Origin of the sequence: Brevibacterium sp. VCM10 (assembly GCF_000583215.1) — a bacterium.
In the GTDB taxonomy this organism is placed as follows: Bacteria; Actinomycetota; Actinomycetes; order Actinomycetales; family Brevibacteriaceae; genus Brevibacterium; species Brevibacterium linens.
Map to the genome: position 1 here is coordinate 86,827 of NZ_JAJB01000019.1, position 14,642 is coordinate 101,468.

Here is a 14,642-nt window from a genome sequence, read left to right on the forward strand (position 1 = left end):
ACCATATCGGTCACCGCTCCTTCAATCGCTGTGCTGGCCCGTCACCGAGGCGGCTGTGCACGGGTAGGCACGGTCGCCTCGGCGAGGGCAGAGTTCAGTGCTTCGGCTCTTCGAGCTCCTCGACCTCACCCGCCGAGGTGGGCACCGCCGGAATCGAATCCGTGGTCGGTGGTGTGGGAGGGGTGACGACCGACTGGTAGGAGTGCTCGTGCGAATAGGCGAGGAACGACAGGTGGTTCTCATACCGGTCGAGCACGTCATCGATGATCTGCTGCGAGCTCAAGCCCATGAGGTCGTAGCCTTCCGAACCGGTCTGCGTGAAGACCTCGATGCGCAGGTACTTGTCGTCGCCGCGCGGGGCATTGCGGGCACCGAACGACGGCACATTCGCTTCGACGGCCGCAGCCTCATAGTGGAAGTCGCGCTGCTCGCCCATGTCGACATTGAGCGTGTTCGTCGTGATGCCGGTGTCCTCGTCGAGGGTCTGGAGGTGCTCGACGGTGTAGCCGAGTTCGCGGAACTCCGTGGCCACGGCATCCAGGGACGGTCCGACCACCTCGGCGACGAAGCGTTCGACGGACTTCTTCGTCGGATAGGACCGCAGAGTCGCCAAACGCTGACGCCAGGTCTTCTCCGGAGCACGACCGCCGTGAGCGGCAGTGGCGCGGCGACGACGGATCCGTCCCTCACGCTCGGCGCGCTCCATGCGCAGCACCTTCGAGAACGAGGCCATGACGAGGTAGGCGATGATCGTCACCGGCAGAGCGAAGATCAGCGTCGCGTACTCCATCGTCGTCACACCGCCGGCGACGAGCATGGCGATCGTGAGCACTGCGGTCACCAGCGCCCAGAAGATGCGCAGCCACTTCTTGCCGTCCTCTTCCGGATTGGGGATCGAGGAGGAGAAGTTCGACATCACCATGGCACCGGAGTTCGCGCTCGTGAGGTAGAACAGCAGACCCGACAGCGTGGCCAGCCCGATGAGGAACGTCGCTCCCGGGAACATCTCGAGCAGGTCGTACCAGCCCTGTTCCGGGGAGGCGATGGCTGTCTGTGCGAACTCGTCGTTGCCGTTGAACACCTCGGACAGGGCGGAGTTGCCGAAGATCGTGACGATGATGAAGTCACAGAGGACGGGCGCGGTGATTGCGGCGATGACGAACTCACGCAGGGTGCGGCCGCGGGAGATGCGCGCCAGGAACAGACCGACGAACGGACCCCAGGCGAGCCAGAAGGCCCAGAAGAACAGGGTCCAGCCGCCCATCCACTCGGAACCGCCGTCGACATAGGCGAACGTCGACAGAGTGCGTTCGGGAAGGGTGAAGATGAACCGGCCGATGTTCTCGACCATGGCGTTGAGCAGGAAGGCCGTCTTGCCGGTGACGAGGATGTAGAGCATCATCGCCGCGCACGACCAGAGGTTGAGCTCCGAGACGAGGCGGATGCCCTTGTCCACACCCGAGGTGCAGGCGGCGACAGTCATGACCACGGCCACGATGACCAGCGCGATCTGCAGGGCCAGGCCCTGTTCGAGGCCGAAGAGGGTGGCGAATCCGACGTTGAGCAGGACGACGCCGATGCCCATCGAGGTGGCCACTCCGAAGACGGTGCCGACGAGTGCGAAGATGTCGATGACGTCACCGGTGGTTCCGCGCACGCGCTTGCCCAACAGCGGGTAGAGGACCGCGCGGATCGACAGGGGCATGCCCCAGCGGTAGGCGAAGTACCCCATCGCCATGCCCAGCAGCGAATACATCGACCAGCCGGCGATGCCGTAGTGGAACATCGTCCACACCACGGCATCCTGGGAGGCCGCCGCCGATTCGGGGGAGGCGTTGACGGGGTTGAGGTACTGGGTGATCGGTCCGGTCACCGAGTAGAAGAGCATGTCGATGCCCACGCCCGCGGCGAAGAGCATGGCGACCCAGGTGAAGAGGTTGTACTGCGGGCGGGAGTGGTCAGGGCCCAGGCGGACCGACCCTTCCTTCGACAGTGCGACCCAGAGGACGAAGCCGATGACCGCGGTGACGGTGACGACATAGAACCAGCCGAGGTTCTCCGCGATCCAGTCGACAACGGTCTTCATCGTCGACTGTGCCGAATCCGGCATGGCCATCGCCCACACGGAGAACGCGAGGATGATGAGGGAGGCGACGATGAAGACTCGCCAGTTGACCCGGGAGCCGCGTTCGTCGGAGAGCTCCTCAGGGCCTTTGCTCATCTCCGAGCTGTCGATCGGAGCGCGCTTCTCGGGGTCGATGTCCCTGCTGATTCGCGTCGCCCGGTCGGTGCCGCCGAATCGCTCACGCTCGACGACTGGGCGCTTCAACTTCTCTTCGTTCGGATCCTGCACGCATCGACCTCCGGTAGACAAAAAGGGACAGGGCCCGAAAATGGGCCCGATCCATTCTACGAGTGGAGGTTTCTCACAAATTCAGCACCCCCTCTTCTCAGGAAGCTGACCAAGGGGCAGGGATACCAGGATCAGGCCCGTGAGCGGGCGGGGAACGGGGCTGCTCAGGTTCGGGAGACGGCGCTCAAGTCCGTGAGCGGGCGGCCACCTCGGTGAAGGTGTCGACGAAGCGCTGCGCCTCGGCGGGGGTGGTCTCCTCCAACCGCATCGACGATCCGACGTGCAGCTCGACGGTCACGGTCGCCCGTCCACGGGATTCTTCGGCACGGACGTCAGCTGCCTGCCGAGGCGTCGCTTCCGAGAGTTGGGCGATGGAACCCTGAGCGTCGGTGCGCACCCGCATGATCCGCACGTTGGTGAGGATGAGCAGATCGGTGTCGAACGGCGGCAGGCTCCGCAGCCGCGCGTATTCGATCTCGCCGGGGCGGAACAGGCCGCGTGCATTGAACCGCTCTGATCGTGGTCGCGGGCCGTCCGGGGCGGTGGGTCCCCGCTGGGCTGCTGGGCGAGAGTCCGTTCTGAGGGTCCTCGCCCAGCGGCGGAACGCACGGAACGGGAACCAGCCGTCCTCGGCGGGGGAGGGGCCGTCGGGGACGGCGGGGCGCACCGACTCCGGTCGGTCGGCGTCGTCGGCTGGGTGAACCGAGTCGGAGGGGAGGGAATGGGAGGTCATGAATGTGATTCTGGCAGGGCCGCCTCGGCGATGGGGTGGGTCGGTCGTAATCGTTTGGGAACATCTGTGCCCGATCGCTCACTTCGGGTGAAGTGCCGGGAGGGGCGATGCGTCCATGGGATACTGGGGACATGCGTGCAGGTGAAGTCTCCGAGGTCAGTCAGGACTACCTCAAGGCCATCTGGTCGGCCCAGGAATGGGGCGGGGACCCGATGACGGCCACCGAGCTCGCGAAGCGGTTCGGAACGACGAAGGCCAATGTCACCGAGGTGCTCAAACGACTCGACGAACTCGGTCTCATCACTCGCGTGCCCTACCGTCCGCCCGTGCTCACCGAGCAGGGCAAGGCGATCGCTCTGTCGATGGTGCGCAGGCACAGACTCATCGAAACGTTCCTCGTGAAGTCGCTCGGGTACGGCTGGGACGAGGTCCACGATGAGGCCGAGATCCTCGAGCACGCCGCCTCGGATCGGCTCATCGACCGCATCGACGCCTTCCTCGGCCACCCGACGTCCGACCCGCACGGCGACCCTATCCCGGGTGCCGATGGTGCCGTCGATTCCCATACTCCGACCCTCCTCGCCGAGGCGACCGCCGGGTCCTATGCGGTGCTGAGGGTCTCTGATGCCGATCCTGTTGTTCTCGGCAAGCTCGCCGAGGCGGGTGTGCTTCCCGATGTCGCGCTCGACGTCGTCGATCGCACCGATGACGCGGTGACCGTGGACATCGGCGGGAGGCGGGAGACGATCGCTGCCGCGCTCGCCGCGGCCGTATATCTGGATGCGGCCGCGGCGAGGTGACGGGGCGGGACCGGAGTCTCGCTTTCGTCGCGCGGGGTCAGGCACTCTCGCCTTCGCCGCGTGTGCGCGGGCGGGGGAACTTCGTTTCGGCACGCAGCAGGGTCAGCGCTGTGGCTGCGTGGGCGTCGAAGCCTTCGGCGAGGAAGAGCTTCGGCCAGTCGCCCCAGAGTTCGGATTCATACGGGGTGCCGGGCAGGTAGGTTCCGTGCCTGTTCTGTCGATGCCACGGGTGGGACCGGAACGCCGTCTTCGGAATGGTTCGCAGCGTTTCGAACAGGGTCTGATAGAGCACCGGTGTGAAGCCATCGCTGCGAGCGGCATCGGCCGTACTCACCCACCCCGGTCCGGCAATCGGAATGCCTCGTTTGATCGCCGAGCTCATCTGGGCTTTGATGCCGGCACGCTGCGGGTCGGGGGAGTGGTGGAGGAGCACTTTCGACCAGTGCAGGGCCTCCTCGGGGTCGAAACCCGGCCACCGTTCAGCGGCCCTGCGGCGGTTCTCGGCGTCGTTGTGGGAGTCGGCGGAGTCGTTGTCGAAGTCTGCGGACATGGCACACCGTCCTTCTCGGGCGCGCTTCGGCAGCGCTGACCCGGATCGAAGCTTGCCCGAGCGGTTGACACGGGCCCGTTCTTCCCCTGGGGCACCCGGTCGATGACGGGTTGCCGTGTGGCCGGCCAGGTACCGATGGCCACAACTCGCGAACGTGTACTCAGTGTAGCGGGAGGGGGTGACACGACTCTTCTGCTCACGATGCCTGCGGGGAGCTGCGGAGGCGAACCTATGGCCCGAGCGGTTGGCCATCGGGCAGCATTCCGAGCTGCCGAAGGCCCGAACCGGTGTCGACGATTTCCCACATCTCGACGATTCGGCCGTGGGCGATCCGGGCGAACAGAGCCTGATCCACTGAAACGCTCTTGCCGGTAGCTGTGAGTCCGAGGAACGGACCATTGTGGATGCCGCTGGCGCGTACGCGCACCGCGGCCAGATCGCCTGAGTGGAGTTCGGCGATGACCTGGTGGCGCAGAGCACCCAGTCCCCGATGCGCTGACGCCCAGGTCTGGAGGGTGTCATCGATCCCTGCGATCAATCCGCCTCCGGGCGAATGTGTGACGATATCGGCGTCGAGAAGCTCATGCAATCGCTCCTCATCACCGGAGTCTCCGGCGGCAAGGTACTCCTTGATCATGAGTCTTCCTCGCTGAGTCGGGTCGCGGTGACGATGACATACTCCCATTCCATGGACCCGTCGGCCTGCCAGTGCCGGTGCGCCAAGTCATCGATTACGTCCTCGAGCTCACGAGTGCGCGCCGCATCGTCAGACAGTCGCGCGAAGGCAGCGACCATCGGACCGTAGCTGTCGGCGAAGAATCGACGGAAGTCGGCAGGCTGTTCAAAAGCGGTCACCCGAACGACGTCCGTTCTGGTCGACAACGGCCCGAGTCGCTTCCCGACAAGTTCCCGGACATGATCGACATCGGCCCACAGCGCGGGAGGCTGTGCCCCCGGCGGAGGTTGGGGCACGAACGGTCGCATCGCCGCAAGCAGCTGTCCGATGAATCCCCTTCCGCTCCAGCTGAGCAGGCCCACGGTGCCGCCGGGACGGCAAACGCGCAGCAGCTCATTCGCTGCGGCGTGGTGGTGAGGGGCGAACATCACTCCCACGCAGGAGAGCACCATGTCGAAGACGGAGTCGGAGAACGGGAGGTCTTCGACGTCTGCAGGCACACAGGTCACATCGAGCCTCTCGGCCCGGGCGCGCTGGGCGCATGTGGCCAGCAGCGAGTCGCTGAGGTCGACCGCGGTGACTGTCGCACTCAGACTGGCTGCGGGCAGGGTGGCGTTGCCCGAACCGCATGCCAAATCGAGGACGTGATCGTTCGGTGACGGCGCGCAGGCATCGACCAAGGTCTCGCCGAGCCGTGGGATGACTGTATCGGCGACGGTTGTGTAATCGCCGCAGCTCCACATTGCGCGATGGGCGGCCTTGAGATCGTCAAGTTGCAGCAGAGTCTGGGATTCGTCCATCGGACTGTCCTCTCAGGAATGATCGTCATCGGTGGACTTCGATCATCGTCGTCGGGCCGCCGCTCGGACATCCGGGAGAATACGGAATCTGGAGCAGCATGGTGACGGCGTACGACATCGCTCACGATCGCACCTTGACGGCTTCGCCCAGGTCGACATCCTGGTACAATACGACTGCATGAGACCGTTGGAGAGTCTCAGAATTGCTGTCATGCCCGCAGCGGCTCCCAACAGCGTGGCGTGGGCGCTCAATCGCGTTCTGCGCCGTTCCCCGCGCGCCGATGTCACCGTCGTTCACAGCTGGGGAGCAGCAGATGATCTGACCGCTGTTCGGGACGGCGATCTCGACGCCGCGATCCTCGTCGGTCCGGTCGACTTCCCGGGCCTGCAAACATCGCCACTCCTCATGAGGGAGCGCTATGCCGTGGTGGCCGAGGACCATCCCCTCGCAGCCAAGCCCATTCTCCGATTCGATGACATCATCGACCTGCCGACCTTCCGCCGCCCCGAGCGTGTGTTGCCTGCCTGGCGTGCCTACTGGCTGAACGTCGAAGAACGCGGCACCGAACCGGCCTACCTCGGCAGCAGCCGTTGCGAATTCGATGCATTCGTCGCAATCGCCAACGGCCGCGTCGTTGGAGTGGCCCCCGATGGATGGGGTCGGCGTCCTGGCCTGGCGACCCGACTCGTCGCCGATCTGCCGGCCGTCGAGATCGTTCTGATCACTCGACGGGAGCGACCGAAGCCCCTGCTGAACGCATTCTCCAGGGCACTGCGGGACCATGCCGATCAGGAGCTGACGCTGGCAGAACGCCGTATCGCAGCGTTCGTCGCTCGCGGGTACACCGACCATCAGATCGCGAATTTCCTGCATCTGTCGGCGCGAACCGTCGAAAGCCATGTCGCCAACGCGCGGCGACGGCTCAACTTGCGATCCCGGGCTCACCTCGCGGTGCAGGTCACCGAACAGGCGGTTCTGCACCCCACCGGCGACGGTCCGTAACCGCAGGTCCGCGTGGCTTTCGTTTGAGAGACGCACCGCCATACGGGTGTCCAGTTCATGGGCGATCAGGGACGACCACCTCGGCGATGTCGAAACAACATTCGCCGAGGCGGTCCTTCGCCCCGTTCGGAGACTCACCTCCGCGGGAGGTTCCACCTCGGCTGGGGCTGCTGCGGTTTCTGATGCTGATTCATGAAACCACGTTCGGCCTGCAGATGACCCTTGTCATGGCTCTTCGCCTTCGGGTCGGTGCCCGGGATGGAGGCCTGCAGCTTCTCGGTCGTCGGTTTGGCGCCGACGATGGGCATCTCCCCGGTGATCAACGGTGTCTGAGGGGCCACCTCGGTGATGGGGTTCTGTTTGGGTGCTTTGCTGTTTCGCATGGTCTTTCCCTTCTTCGCATTCGTTTGATCTGATTCGGCGGCCAGTTCGGTGAACAGTCCGGTCCACTGGTCGGGGGTGAGGTCTTTGGGCAAGGTGTCTCCTCTGATGTCGTTGCGGTCCATGGTCGATTGCAGAGTGCGATGATCGGTGATGCTCATCTTCGAGAGGATTCCTTTCATTCCTCGCCCGCGACCGGTGAAGACCGAACGGACGAACTGTTGATAATCGGATCGAGCACCTTCTGGGATCGACCCGGTGGGACAGCGATCGATGGTGAGGATGCCGCCATCGACGCTGGGTTTCGGGGTGAACGCGTCGGCGGGGACGCGAGTGACGAGGCGGAAGTCGAACCATGGGGTCCACTGCGCGGTCATCATGGTCGATCCGCCGATTCCTGCGCGTTTGCGGGCCACTTCCCATTGGGTGAGCAGAATCGCCCGCTGCCAGCGCCCGGAACGCAGCAGTTTGCGGAGGATGGGAGTGGTGAGGTGGAACGGCAGATTGCCGACGATGACCGGCCGGTCGAGCCGGGTGGTCAGGATGTCGGCGTGCCGGACCTCGGCCCGCGGGTACGTGACTTCAAGGTGATCCAACCTCGTTTCGTCGAGTTCGACTAGCGTGAGCTCTCGCCCGAGCCGGTAGAGCTCGGCGGTGACTGCCCCATCGCCGGGACCGATCTCCATGATCGGTCCGGAGGTGGAACGAGCCAGGCTCGCAATCGTTGAGATGGTGGTGGATGAGCGCAGAAAGTTCTGGCCGAGTTCATGCCGTCCGCCGCGCTGTGACCGCGTAGCCGAGCGCGAATGGGACTGTCTGCGTGTCGAATGGTGTCGTGGCGTGTGGGATCGCAATGGGATGTGCTCCAAGAATCAGATGGAGGCACCCGAGGCAGCGCAATGGTGGTGAGTCAGATCGATCCGCGATGACCTGGTCGATCACTGATGATCGCAGTGGTCAGGGGATCGGAATGGGATCAGCCGATTGCCGCATCGCCCGGATGCCGAGGGCTCTCCGGGAGGACAACGCGCTTGCAGAGGTGATCAGGGTGACCGTCGTCGGTCAGCCGATCGCAGAAGAATCCGTCCGGCGCGCTGTCAGGCGCTGCGGAGACGAATGAAGAAGCAAGGCGCAGTCATTGCGCTGCTGTTCAATGTTCCCATGCCGAACAAGATAGCACAGGGAGTTTTGCCGAGACCAGGGTTCGGACGAAGAACGCCCCGCCGACTTCGTGTGGAAGCCGGCGGGGCGGAGGAGCGGATCCGTTCGACATGATGTCTCGAACGCGGTCCGGGGAACGCGTGCGAGCGTTCGTGTCAGTGGGTCAGCCTATCATGGTGCGCAGGGTGATGACGCCGATCGAACCGATGGCCGCGGCGGCCGGTAGGGTGATGATCCATGCCAGCGCGATCGGCTTCATGAGCTTCCAGTTCGCCGAACGGTTGACCAGACCGACGCCGATGATCGCACCGATGAGGATATGCGTCGACGACACCGGCAGACCACTCACCGAGGCGGCCATGACGATTCCCGCGGCAGCGAGCTCCGCGGCGAATCCGGAGGCCGGGTGGATCTCGGTGAGTTTCGTGCCGACGGTGGCGATGACCTTGCGGCCGATGAACCAGAGACCGACGATGAGTGCGATGCCGCAGGTGAGCATGGCTGCGAACGGCACGGTCGTCTCGCCGCTGATGCTGTCGGTGCGGAGCACATCGAGGACGGCGGCGAAGGGGCCGACGGCGTTGGCGATGTCATTCGACCCGTGGCTGAAGGCGAATGCGGAGGCGGTGAACACCTGCATCCAGGAGAACAGGATGTAGGTCGCACGGGGAACCGTCTGCTTGCGCAGGGTCTTGGCGAAGACGAACACGGCCAGCCACACGGCCGCGCCGATCATCGCCATGATGAGCAGGCCGCCGACCGTGGTCACGCTCATGTCGAGGTTCTTCAGACCCTTGAACAGCAGCATCGCAGTGATGATGACCGCGCCGGCGGCGGCGATGAGGGGAACCCACCGCTGCAGAGCCGAATGGGTGCCGATCGATCCTTCGCCGGTGGGGGCATCCTCGGTGGCGGTGTCGATCTGTGCGTCGACGGATCCCTCGGCTGCGGAGACCGGGGTGAGCATGTGCGGCTTGAGTGTGTGCGACAGTGACGTGCCGAGCACGTACTTCTTGATCAGCCCGTAGATGACGAACGCGGCGAGTCCGCCGAGTGCGGGGGACAGCACCCAGGAGATCGCGATCTGACCGACCTCGGACCACTGCACCATGGCGAGTCCGCCGGTGCCGGTGACGAAGCCGATCGTCAGAGATGCGCCGATGATGCCGCCGATGATCGAGTGCGTCGTCGACACCGGCCAGCCCATCCGGGTCGCCACGAGCAGCCACACTGCTGCGCCGAGGAGTGCCGCCATCATGATGAAGGCGAAGTCCATCGGATTGATCGCCACCCCGCTGAGGTCGACGATGCCGCTCTTGACCGTGTCGGTGACATTCCCGCCGGCCAGCAGGGCGCCGCTGACCTCGAAGATCGCGGCCACGAGCAGTGCCTGCTTCATCGTCAGGGTGCCGGCGCCGACGGAGGTGCCGAAGGCGTTGGCGACATCGTTGCCGCCGATGTTGAACGCCATGAAGGCGCCGAAGATGACCGTGGTGACGAGCACCATGCGGGGAGCGTCCCGGCCCACGAAGTCGAAGGACCACAGGGTGAAGGCGATGAGGGTGATCGCCAGCAGCCCACCGAAGGCCAGATGCCAGAGGCGGTCGTTGCTGCGGCCGACGGCCGGCGGCGGAGTGTGGCGCTCCGGGGCCAGAACCTGGGTCATTCGTTCTCCTAGCGGGATTCAGTCGATGAGGCAGTGTCTGTCTGCCTCCATGATTCGCAGGTCGAGTGACCGCCAGGTTACGGCGAAAGTGAATGGACGGTGAACACCGCGTCCGAGCCGCGCGAAATGCTCATGCACAGTCGGTAGGTTTGGCCGTCCGTTCACGTGATGTTCCAGGTCAGGTGCTATATCGGTGGGCCTTGTCGGGAGGTGTCACAGGGGTGTGCTGGGGCCAGGATTCGCTGTGTGACATTGACCACTGCAGCCCGAAATGTGGGCAAGATCGAGCCCGGATCCGCATCTGCGCGGACCCGGGCTCAAATGAAGTGGGAGAAGCTCGCCGAGGCGGCCGGAATCAGTCGATGATCTCCCCGCGGATGACATCGCCGCCGCCGTCGTCGGGACGATTGCGGTGCGGGTCGGTTCTCATCTGCCGGTCGACCCTGCGCAGGCGACGGCCGAGGGCGATGAGGGCGATGCCGACGAGGATGATGAATCCGGCAAGAGTGAAGATCAGCGCCGTCACTCCGGCACCCGGGGCGAAGAGGAAGAAACCGCCGAGGACGATGCCCAGCACCCCGATGGCGGTGAGCACCCACCAGGACCTGACACCCATCCGGCGGATGAAGAAGGACATGGTCAGGGCGAGGAAGCTGAAGAAGATGATCGCGAACCCGGTCAGCACCGTGACCATGGACGCGAACAGCATCGGGGTGAGGAAGATGAGCACACCGAGGAGGATGAGCAGAACCGCGCGTGTGACCATACTGCCTGTGCGGCCTCCTCGCGGTGCGAAGACGAGGGAGGAGACGGCGATGACGGCGAGCCAGCAGGCGAAGATCCGCACAACCACCTCGGCGGAGGAGCCGGGCCAGACCATCATCAGCGCACCCATCACGAGGGCGATGACGCCGTTGACGATGACTGTTCTTCCAGTGCGCTTGAGGTCCATATATACAGCCTAGTCCTTAGGGTTGGACAGACGCTGAAGACGTCAGGCGTGCCCGAGATGCTCCTCCTGTTCGACCGCGCCGGACCGGTCGGCCGACTCCGAGGTGGTCCGTTCCTGTTCCGGCATGTCCGAGGTCACGCGCTCCTGCTCGGGCATCAGCCCGGTGAGCTTGAGCGATTCGGACATGGCCTGGACGATGGCGTCGAGGTCGGCAGGCGCCTTCGACGTCGCGTCCGATTCGGACCGGTCGGCCGCCTCGGCGGGGGTGTCCGTCTCTGCTCCCGCGGTCGTGGCCTCTGCATTCGTGGACGGCTTCGATCCCGCCTCGGTGGTGGGAGGAGCGGCCGGGGTGTTGTTCTCGAGGAAGCGCAGCAGTTCGACGAGGAAGGGCAGGACCAGGGTCGAGTTCCGTTCCGCGGCGACCTCGACGATGGTCTGGAGCAGGCGCAGCTGCAGGGCGGAGGGCGTGTGGGCCATGGCCTCGGACGCCTGGGCGAGCTTGTTCGACGCCTGCAGCTCACCGTCGGCGATGATGACGCGGGAGCGGCGTTCGCGTTCGGCTTCGGCCTGGCGCGACATGGAGCGTTTCATCGTCTCCGGCAGGGCGACGTCCTTGATCTCGACGCGGTCGATGTGGACGCCCCAGTCGACGGCGGGGCTGTCGATCATGATCGCCAGACCCTGGTTGAGGCGTTCGCGGTTGGTCAGCAGGTCATCGAGCTCGCTCTGGCCGATGATCGAGCGCAGCGAGGTCTGGGCGACCTGACCGACGGCGAGCTGATAGTCCTCGACATCGACGACGGCCTTGCGCGGGTCGACGACCTTGAAATAGATGACCGCGTCGACGCGGACGGTGACATTGTCGCGGGTGATGCCCTCCTGGGCGGGGATCGGCATGGTCACGATCTGGAGGTTGACCTTCTCGAGTTTGTCGACGAAGGGGACGATCGCGGTCATCCCGGGCGGCCGGGGCTCGGCATTGACTCGGCCGAGGCGGAAGACCACCCCACGCTCGTACTGCTTGACGATCTTCAGGCTGTTTCCCAGCGTGATTGCTCCGAGTGCGACAAGTGCGGCGAGGATACTGAGCGCCAACATGTCGAATCGCCTCCTCTGACGATTGACTGTCCACCCCATTTTACGCCTGTGCGGCGCGGAAAGACCCGGCTCTGAGGGAATGTGGAGGGTGCGTACTCAGGCCTCTCGGGCCAGCAGTCGTTTGCCTGCCGGGTAGGCGTCCAGCGCCTGGGGGAGGCTGATGCGACGGCCGGACGCGAAGGTTGCGAGCACGCGTCCGGTGCCGTGCTGATCCTCGCCGACTCCGGCGGGTTCGAGGCCGATGCGGCGCAGGGTCTGTTTGGCCACCGGCATGGGGGAGTCGAAGACGGTCAGCGCTCCGGCTCGGGCGGCCATGATTCGGTCGGCGACGAGTCCGTAGTGGGTGCAGCCGAGCACCACGGTCTCCATTCCCGGTCCCATCTGAGTGAAGGCATCCTCGATGGCGGTGTCGATCTTCTTCAGATCGGCGACGTTGATGGCCTCGGCCAGTCCGGGACAGGCGACCTTGGCCACGTGCAGGTCCGCGGCGAAGGAGTCGATGAGGTTCTGCTGATACTCACTGCCAGTGGTCGCCGGCGTCGCCCAGATAGCGAAGTCCTGGCCGGTGCCGGCGGCCATCTTCACCGCCGGGACGGTGCCGATGACGGGGATGGTCGGTTCGTAGCGGGCGCGAACGGCTTCGAGGGCCTGCACCGAGGCGGTGTTGCAGGCGATGACGATGGCATCGGGTTCCCATTCGGCGAGCACCCCGGCCGAATGCAGGGCCCGCTGTTCGAGGGTGTCGGTGCTCAGGCTGCCGTATGGGGTGTAGTCCGGGTCCATCGCGAGGACGAGGTCAGCGTCGGGGGCGAGGTTGAACAGTGCGTCGGCGGTGCCGAGGAGTCCGAGTCCGGAATCGAGCAGGCCGATGCGCGTCATGAAGTCCCCTTCAGGTCGGATGTCGTCGGATCGCCGGTCCTGGCTTCGCTGGTCCTGGCTTCGTCGGTCTTTGGACTGCTGGCCTTCGGGTAGGCGAACTCCCGGATCTCCTTGAGATGGGCTTTCGTCAGGCCGTGGGAGAAGTCCGGGGCAATGAGTTTGAGGCGGTTGGACGAGTAGTGCTTGAGGAAGTATTCGCGGGTGGCCGGCCACGCCAGGTCGTCGTCGATCCAGATCGCACGCCCGTGCTCGTGGGTGGCCAGCCAGTTCTCCATGGCCCGGGCCTTCCACCACTGCTGCGGATCGTGAGCGAAGCGGTTGTGCGTCTCATCGGGCATTTCGATGACGTCGAAGGAGTTGCGCAGACCGAACTTCGGTTCGAGTTCGGACTTGCACCGCTGCGACCAGGTCGAGAGCCACACGACGTCGACTTCATGGGTTTCGACGATGCGGTCGAAGAATTCGACGACGGATGGCCGGTAGTGGAGTTCGTAGTGCCACGCGTGCAGCTTCTTCCGGCCCTCGGCCATGCCGCGCAGCTTGGGCACCGGGTAAGAGTTGAGGACGCCGTCGACATCGAGGAAGACGGTGACATGGCGAGCCTGCCTGCGCGCCGACACCGGCGCTGCTGATGCTGCAGCCATGGTTCCTTCCCGTGAGCTCAGTCGTTCGGTCCGCTGTCGGGACCGGTCGCGCGCTATTCTGGGGGCAGATCGCGCCGCCCGCACCAGATGAACACCGTCGAGTTTACCGCCGAGAGCATCAGGAGGCCGAGTCCATGTACCGAGAATCCCGGATCCCGCGCCTGCGGGCGAGCCTGTGGGTCTCGGTTCCCGACAAGGCCGATTCCCTCGCCGAGGCGGCCGATCTCGACCGTGGGAACCTCGCTTTCGGGCCGGATGCCGCGCATTCTCCAGCTCCCTCGCTCATCGTCCCCGACGGGTGCATGGACCTCATCGTCCTCGACGGACGGATCGTCATCGCCGGAGCCGATTCCACGGCACGGATGTTCCACGGTTCGGGCCCACCGACGGTGGGCCTGCGCTTCGACTCGGGCGTGCTTCCGCAGCTGTTGACCACCTCGGCGGGGGAGCTGGCCGATCGGGTGACGCCCCTTGACGCGGTGATCGGCGGCAGGCATGCCAGGGGTGGGGGAGTCGGTGAGGGCGGGGGCGCCTCGGTGACGGGCGCTGCCCGGGTGCTGCTCGACACAGCCGGCGGCTTGATGGACCGAGCCTTGCTGGATCCGCGTCCGATGTCCCTGGCTCGGGCCTTGGATGTGCGCTCAAGTTCGCCGGCCCAGACCGTCACCGAGGCGGCCGCAGAGTTCGCGTATTCACCGCGGCAGCTGCGCCGACTGAGCGCGGAATGGTTCGGTTACGGACCTAAGCACCTGGCGAAGATCCTGCGCTGGCAGGCCGCACGAGACCTCATCGAAGCGGGCCGCTCACGGACAGCGGCCGCGGCCGAGGTCGGGTATGCCGATGCCGCACACCTGCGGCGGGATGAGCGCTCGCTCATCGGGTGAGGTCACGTGCGGCCTGCGTTGGTCCGGTAAGTCCTCCCCGCCCAGAACTACCCGACGGCGGC

At 65.2% G+C, this 14,642-nt stretch carries 13 protein-coding genes, 1 pseudogene and 1 riboswitch; of the genes and pseudogenes, 3 read left to right on the top strand and 11 right to left on the bottom strand.

The window, feature by feature from the left end; genetic code table 11:
- Positions 1–94 precede the first annotated feature (94 nt).
- A complete protein-coding gene (gene betT, locus AD89_RS0105205; protein WP_025777554.1) occupies positions 95–2,353 on the bottom strand; it encodes a choline BCCT transporter BetT in 2,259 nt (752 codons plus the stop codon).
- A 184-nt stretch (positions 2,354–2,537) separates the two neighbouring features.
- Positions 2,538–3,086, bottom strand: a complete 549-nt coding sequence (locus tag AD89_RS0105210; protein ID WP_025777555.1) for a hypothetical protein — start codon at positions 3,084–3,086, stop codon at positions 2,538–2,540.
- Between the two features lie 131 nt (positions 3,087–3,217).
- Between AD89_RS0105210 and AD89_RS0105215 the strand changes: the two genes are divergently transcribed.
- Positions 3,218–3,886, top strand: coding sequence for a metal-dependent transcriptional regulator (locus AD89_RS0105215; RefSeq protein ID WP_025777556.1), 669 nt, complete (start codon positions 3,218–3,220; stop codon positions 3,884–3,886).
- A gap of 37 nt (positions 3,887–3,923) precedes the next feature.
- On the opposite strand, the gene AD89_RS0105220 is transcribed toward AD89_RS0105215, so the two are convergent.
- From AD89_RS0105220 to AD89_RS0105230, 3 genes are all read right to left on the bottom strand, one after another.
- Entirely contained in the window at positions 3,924–4,436 is a 513-nt protein-coding gene (locus AD89_RS0105220; protein WP_025777557.1) for a hypothetical protein, read from the bottom strand.
- A gap of 43 nt (positions 4,437–4,479) precedes the next feature.
- Positions 4,480–4,590: riboswitch (SAM riboswitch) on the bottom strand.
- Positions 4,591–4,665: 75 nt separating this feature from the next.
- Positions 4,666–5,073 (bottom strand): ester cyclase, encoded by a 408-nt coding sequence (locus AD89_RS19235; RefSeq protein ID WP_025777558.1) that lies wholly within the window; start codon positions 5,071–5,073, stop codon positions 4,666–4,668.
- Positions 5,070–5,912 (bottom strand): class I SAM-dependent methyltransferase, encoded by an 843-nt coding sequence (locus AD89_RS0105230; protein ID WP_025777559.1) that lies wholly within the window; start codon positions 5,910–5,912, stop codon positions 5,070–5,072. The genes AD89_RS19235 and AD89_RS0105230 overlap by 4 nt, the downstream gene beginning before the upstream one ends.
- A gap of 178 nt (positions 5,913–6,090) precedes the next feature.
- Between AD89_RS0105230 and AD89_RS0105240 the strand changes: the two genes are divergently transcribed.
- Positions 6,091–6,915 (top strand): LysR substrate-binding domain-containing protein, encoded by an 825-nt coding sequence (locus tag AD89_RS0105240; protein WP_081770348.1) that lies wholly within the window; start codon positions 6,091–6,093, stop codon positions 6,913–6,915.
- A 434-nt stretch (positions 6,916–7,349) separates the two neighbouring features.
- On the opposite strand, the pseudogene erm reads toward AD89_RS0105240, so the two are convergent.
- The 6 genes and pseudogenes from erm to AD89_RS0105275 form a co-directional block, all read right to left on the bottom strand.
- Positions 7,350–8,150 (bottom strand): annotated as a pseudogene (erm, locus tag AD89_RS19590) (23S ribosomal RNA methyltransferase Erm); the annotation flags it as partial.
- 470 nt (positions 8,151–8,620) lie between these two features.
- Complete coding sequence (locus AD89_RS0105255; RefSeq protein ID WP_025777563.1) at positions 8,621–10,123, bottom strand: inorganic phosphate transporter; 1,503 nt, start codon at positions 10,121–10,123, stop codon at positions 8,621–8,623.
- A 355-nt stretch (positions 10,124–10,478) separates the two neighbouring features.
- Positions 10,479–11,075 carry an HdeD family acid-resistance protein gene (locus AD89_RS0105260; RefSeq protein ID WP_025777564.1) on the bottom strand — a complete coding sequence of 199 codons (597 nt, stop codon included), beginning with the start codon at positions 11,073–11,075 and terminating at the stop codon, positions 10,479–10,481.
- 42 nt (positions 11,076–11,117) lie between these two features.
- Positions 11,118–12,173: a slipin family protein gene (locus tag AD89_RS18170; RefSeq protein WP_051505070.1), complete on the bottom strand. Its 1,056-nt coding sequence runs from the start codon at positions 12,171–12,173 to the stop codon at positions 11,118–11,120.
- A gap of 96 nt (positions 12,174–12,269) precedes the next feature.
- Positions 12,270–13,052, bottom strand: a complete 783-nt coding sequence (locus tag AD89_RS0105270; protein WP_025777566.1) for a glutamate racemase — start codon at positions 13,050–13,052, stop codon at positions 12,270–12,272.
- Complete coding sequence (locus tag AD89_RS0105275) at positions 13,049–13,696, bottom strand: HAD domain-containing protein (protein WP_025777567.1); 648 nt, start codon at positions 13,694–13,696, stop codon at positions 13,049–13,051. Before AD89_RS0105275 ends, AD89_RS0105270 begins: the two co-directional genes overlap by 4 nt.
- A 134-nt stretch (positions 13,697–13,830) precedes the next feature.
- Between AD89_RS0105275 and AD89_RS18175 the strand changes: the two genes are divergently transcribed.
- On the top strand, positions 13,831–14,580 hold the full coding sequence (locus AD89_RS18175) for a helix-turn-helix domain-containing protein (protein ID WP_025777568.1): 750 nt from the start codon (positions 13,831–13,833) through the stop codon (positions 14,578–14,580).
- The last annotated feature ends 62 nt before the right edge of the window (positions 14,581–14,642 follow it).

Coding starts and splice junctions, on each gene's coding strand:
- AD89_RS0105210 (WP_025777555.1), bottom strand. CDS start 3,086: ATGACCTCCCATTCCCTCCCCTCCGACTCGGTTCACCCAGCCGACGAC.
- AD89_RS0105215 (WP_025777556.1), top strand. CDS start 3,218: ATGCGTGCAGGTGAAGTCTCCGAGGTCAGTCAGGACTACCTCAAGGCC.
- AD89_RS0105220 (WP_025777557.1), bottom strand. CDS start 4,436: ATGTCCGCAGACTTCGACAACGACTCCGCCGACTCCCACAACGACGCC.
- AD89_RS19235 (WP_025777558.1), bottom strand. CDS start 5,073: ATGATCAAGGAGTACCTTGCCGCCGGAGACTCCGGTGATGAGGAGCGA.
- AD89_RS0105230 (WP_025777559.1), bottom strand. CDS start 5,912: ATGGACGAATCCCAGACTCTGCTGCAACTTGACGATCTCAAGGCCGCC.
- AD89_RS0105240 (WP_081770348.1), top strand. CDS start 6,091: ATGAGACCGTTGGAGAGTCTCAGAATTGCTGTCATGCCCGCAGCGGCT.
- AD89_RS0105255 (WP_025777563.1), bottom strand. CDS start 10,123: ATGACCCAGGTTCTGGCCCCGGAGCGCCACACTCCGCCGCCGGCCGTC.
- AD89_RS0105260 (WP_025777564.1), bottom strand. CDS start 11,075: ATGGACCTCAAGCGCACTGGAAGAACAGTCATCGTCAACGGCGTCATC.
- AD89_RS18170 (WP_051505070.1), bottom strand. CDS start 12,173: ATGTTGGCGCTCAGTATCCTCGCCGCACTTGTCGCACTCGGAGCAATC.
- AD89_RS0105270 (WP_025777566.1), bottom strand. CDS start 13,052: ATGACGCGCATCGGCCTGCTCGATTCCGGACTCGGACTCCTCGGCACC.
- AD89_RS0105275 (WP_025777567.1), bottom strand. CDS start 13,696: ATGGCTGCAGCATCAGCAGCGCCGGTGTCGGCGCGCAGGCAGGCTCGC.
- AD89_RS18175 (WP_025777568.1), top strand. CDS start 13,831: ATGTACCGAGAATCCCGGATCCCGCGCCTGCGGGCGAGCCTGTGGGTC.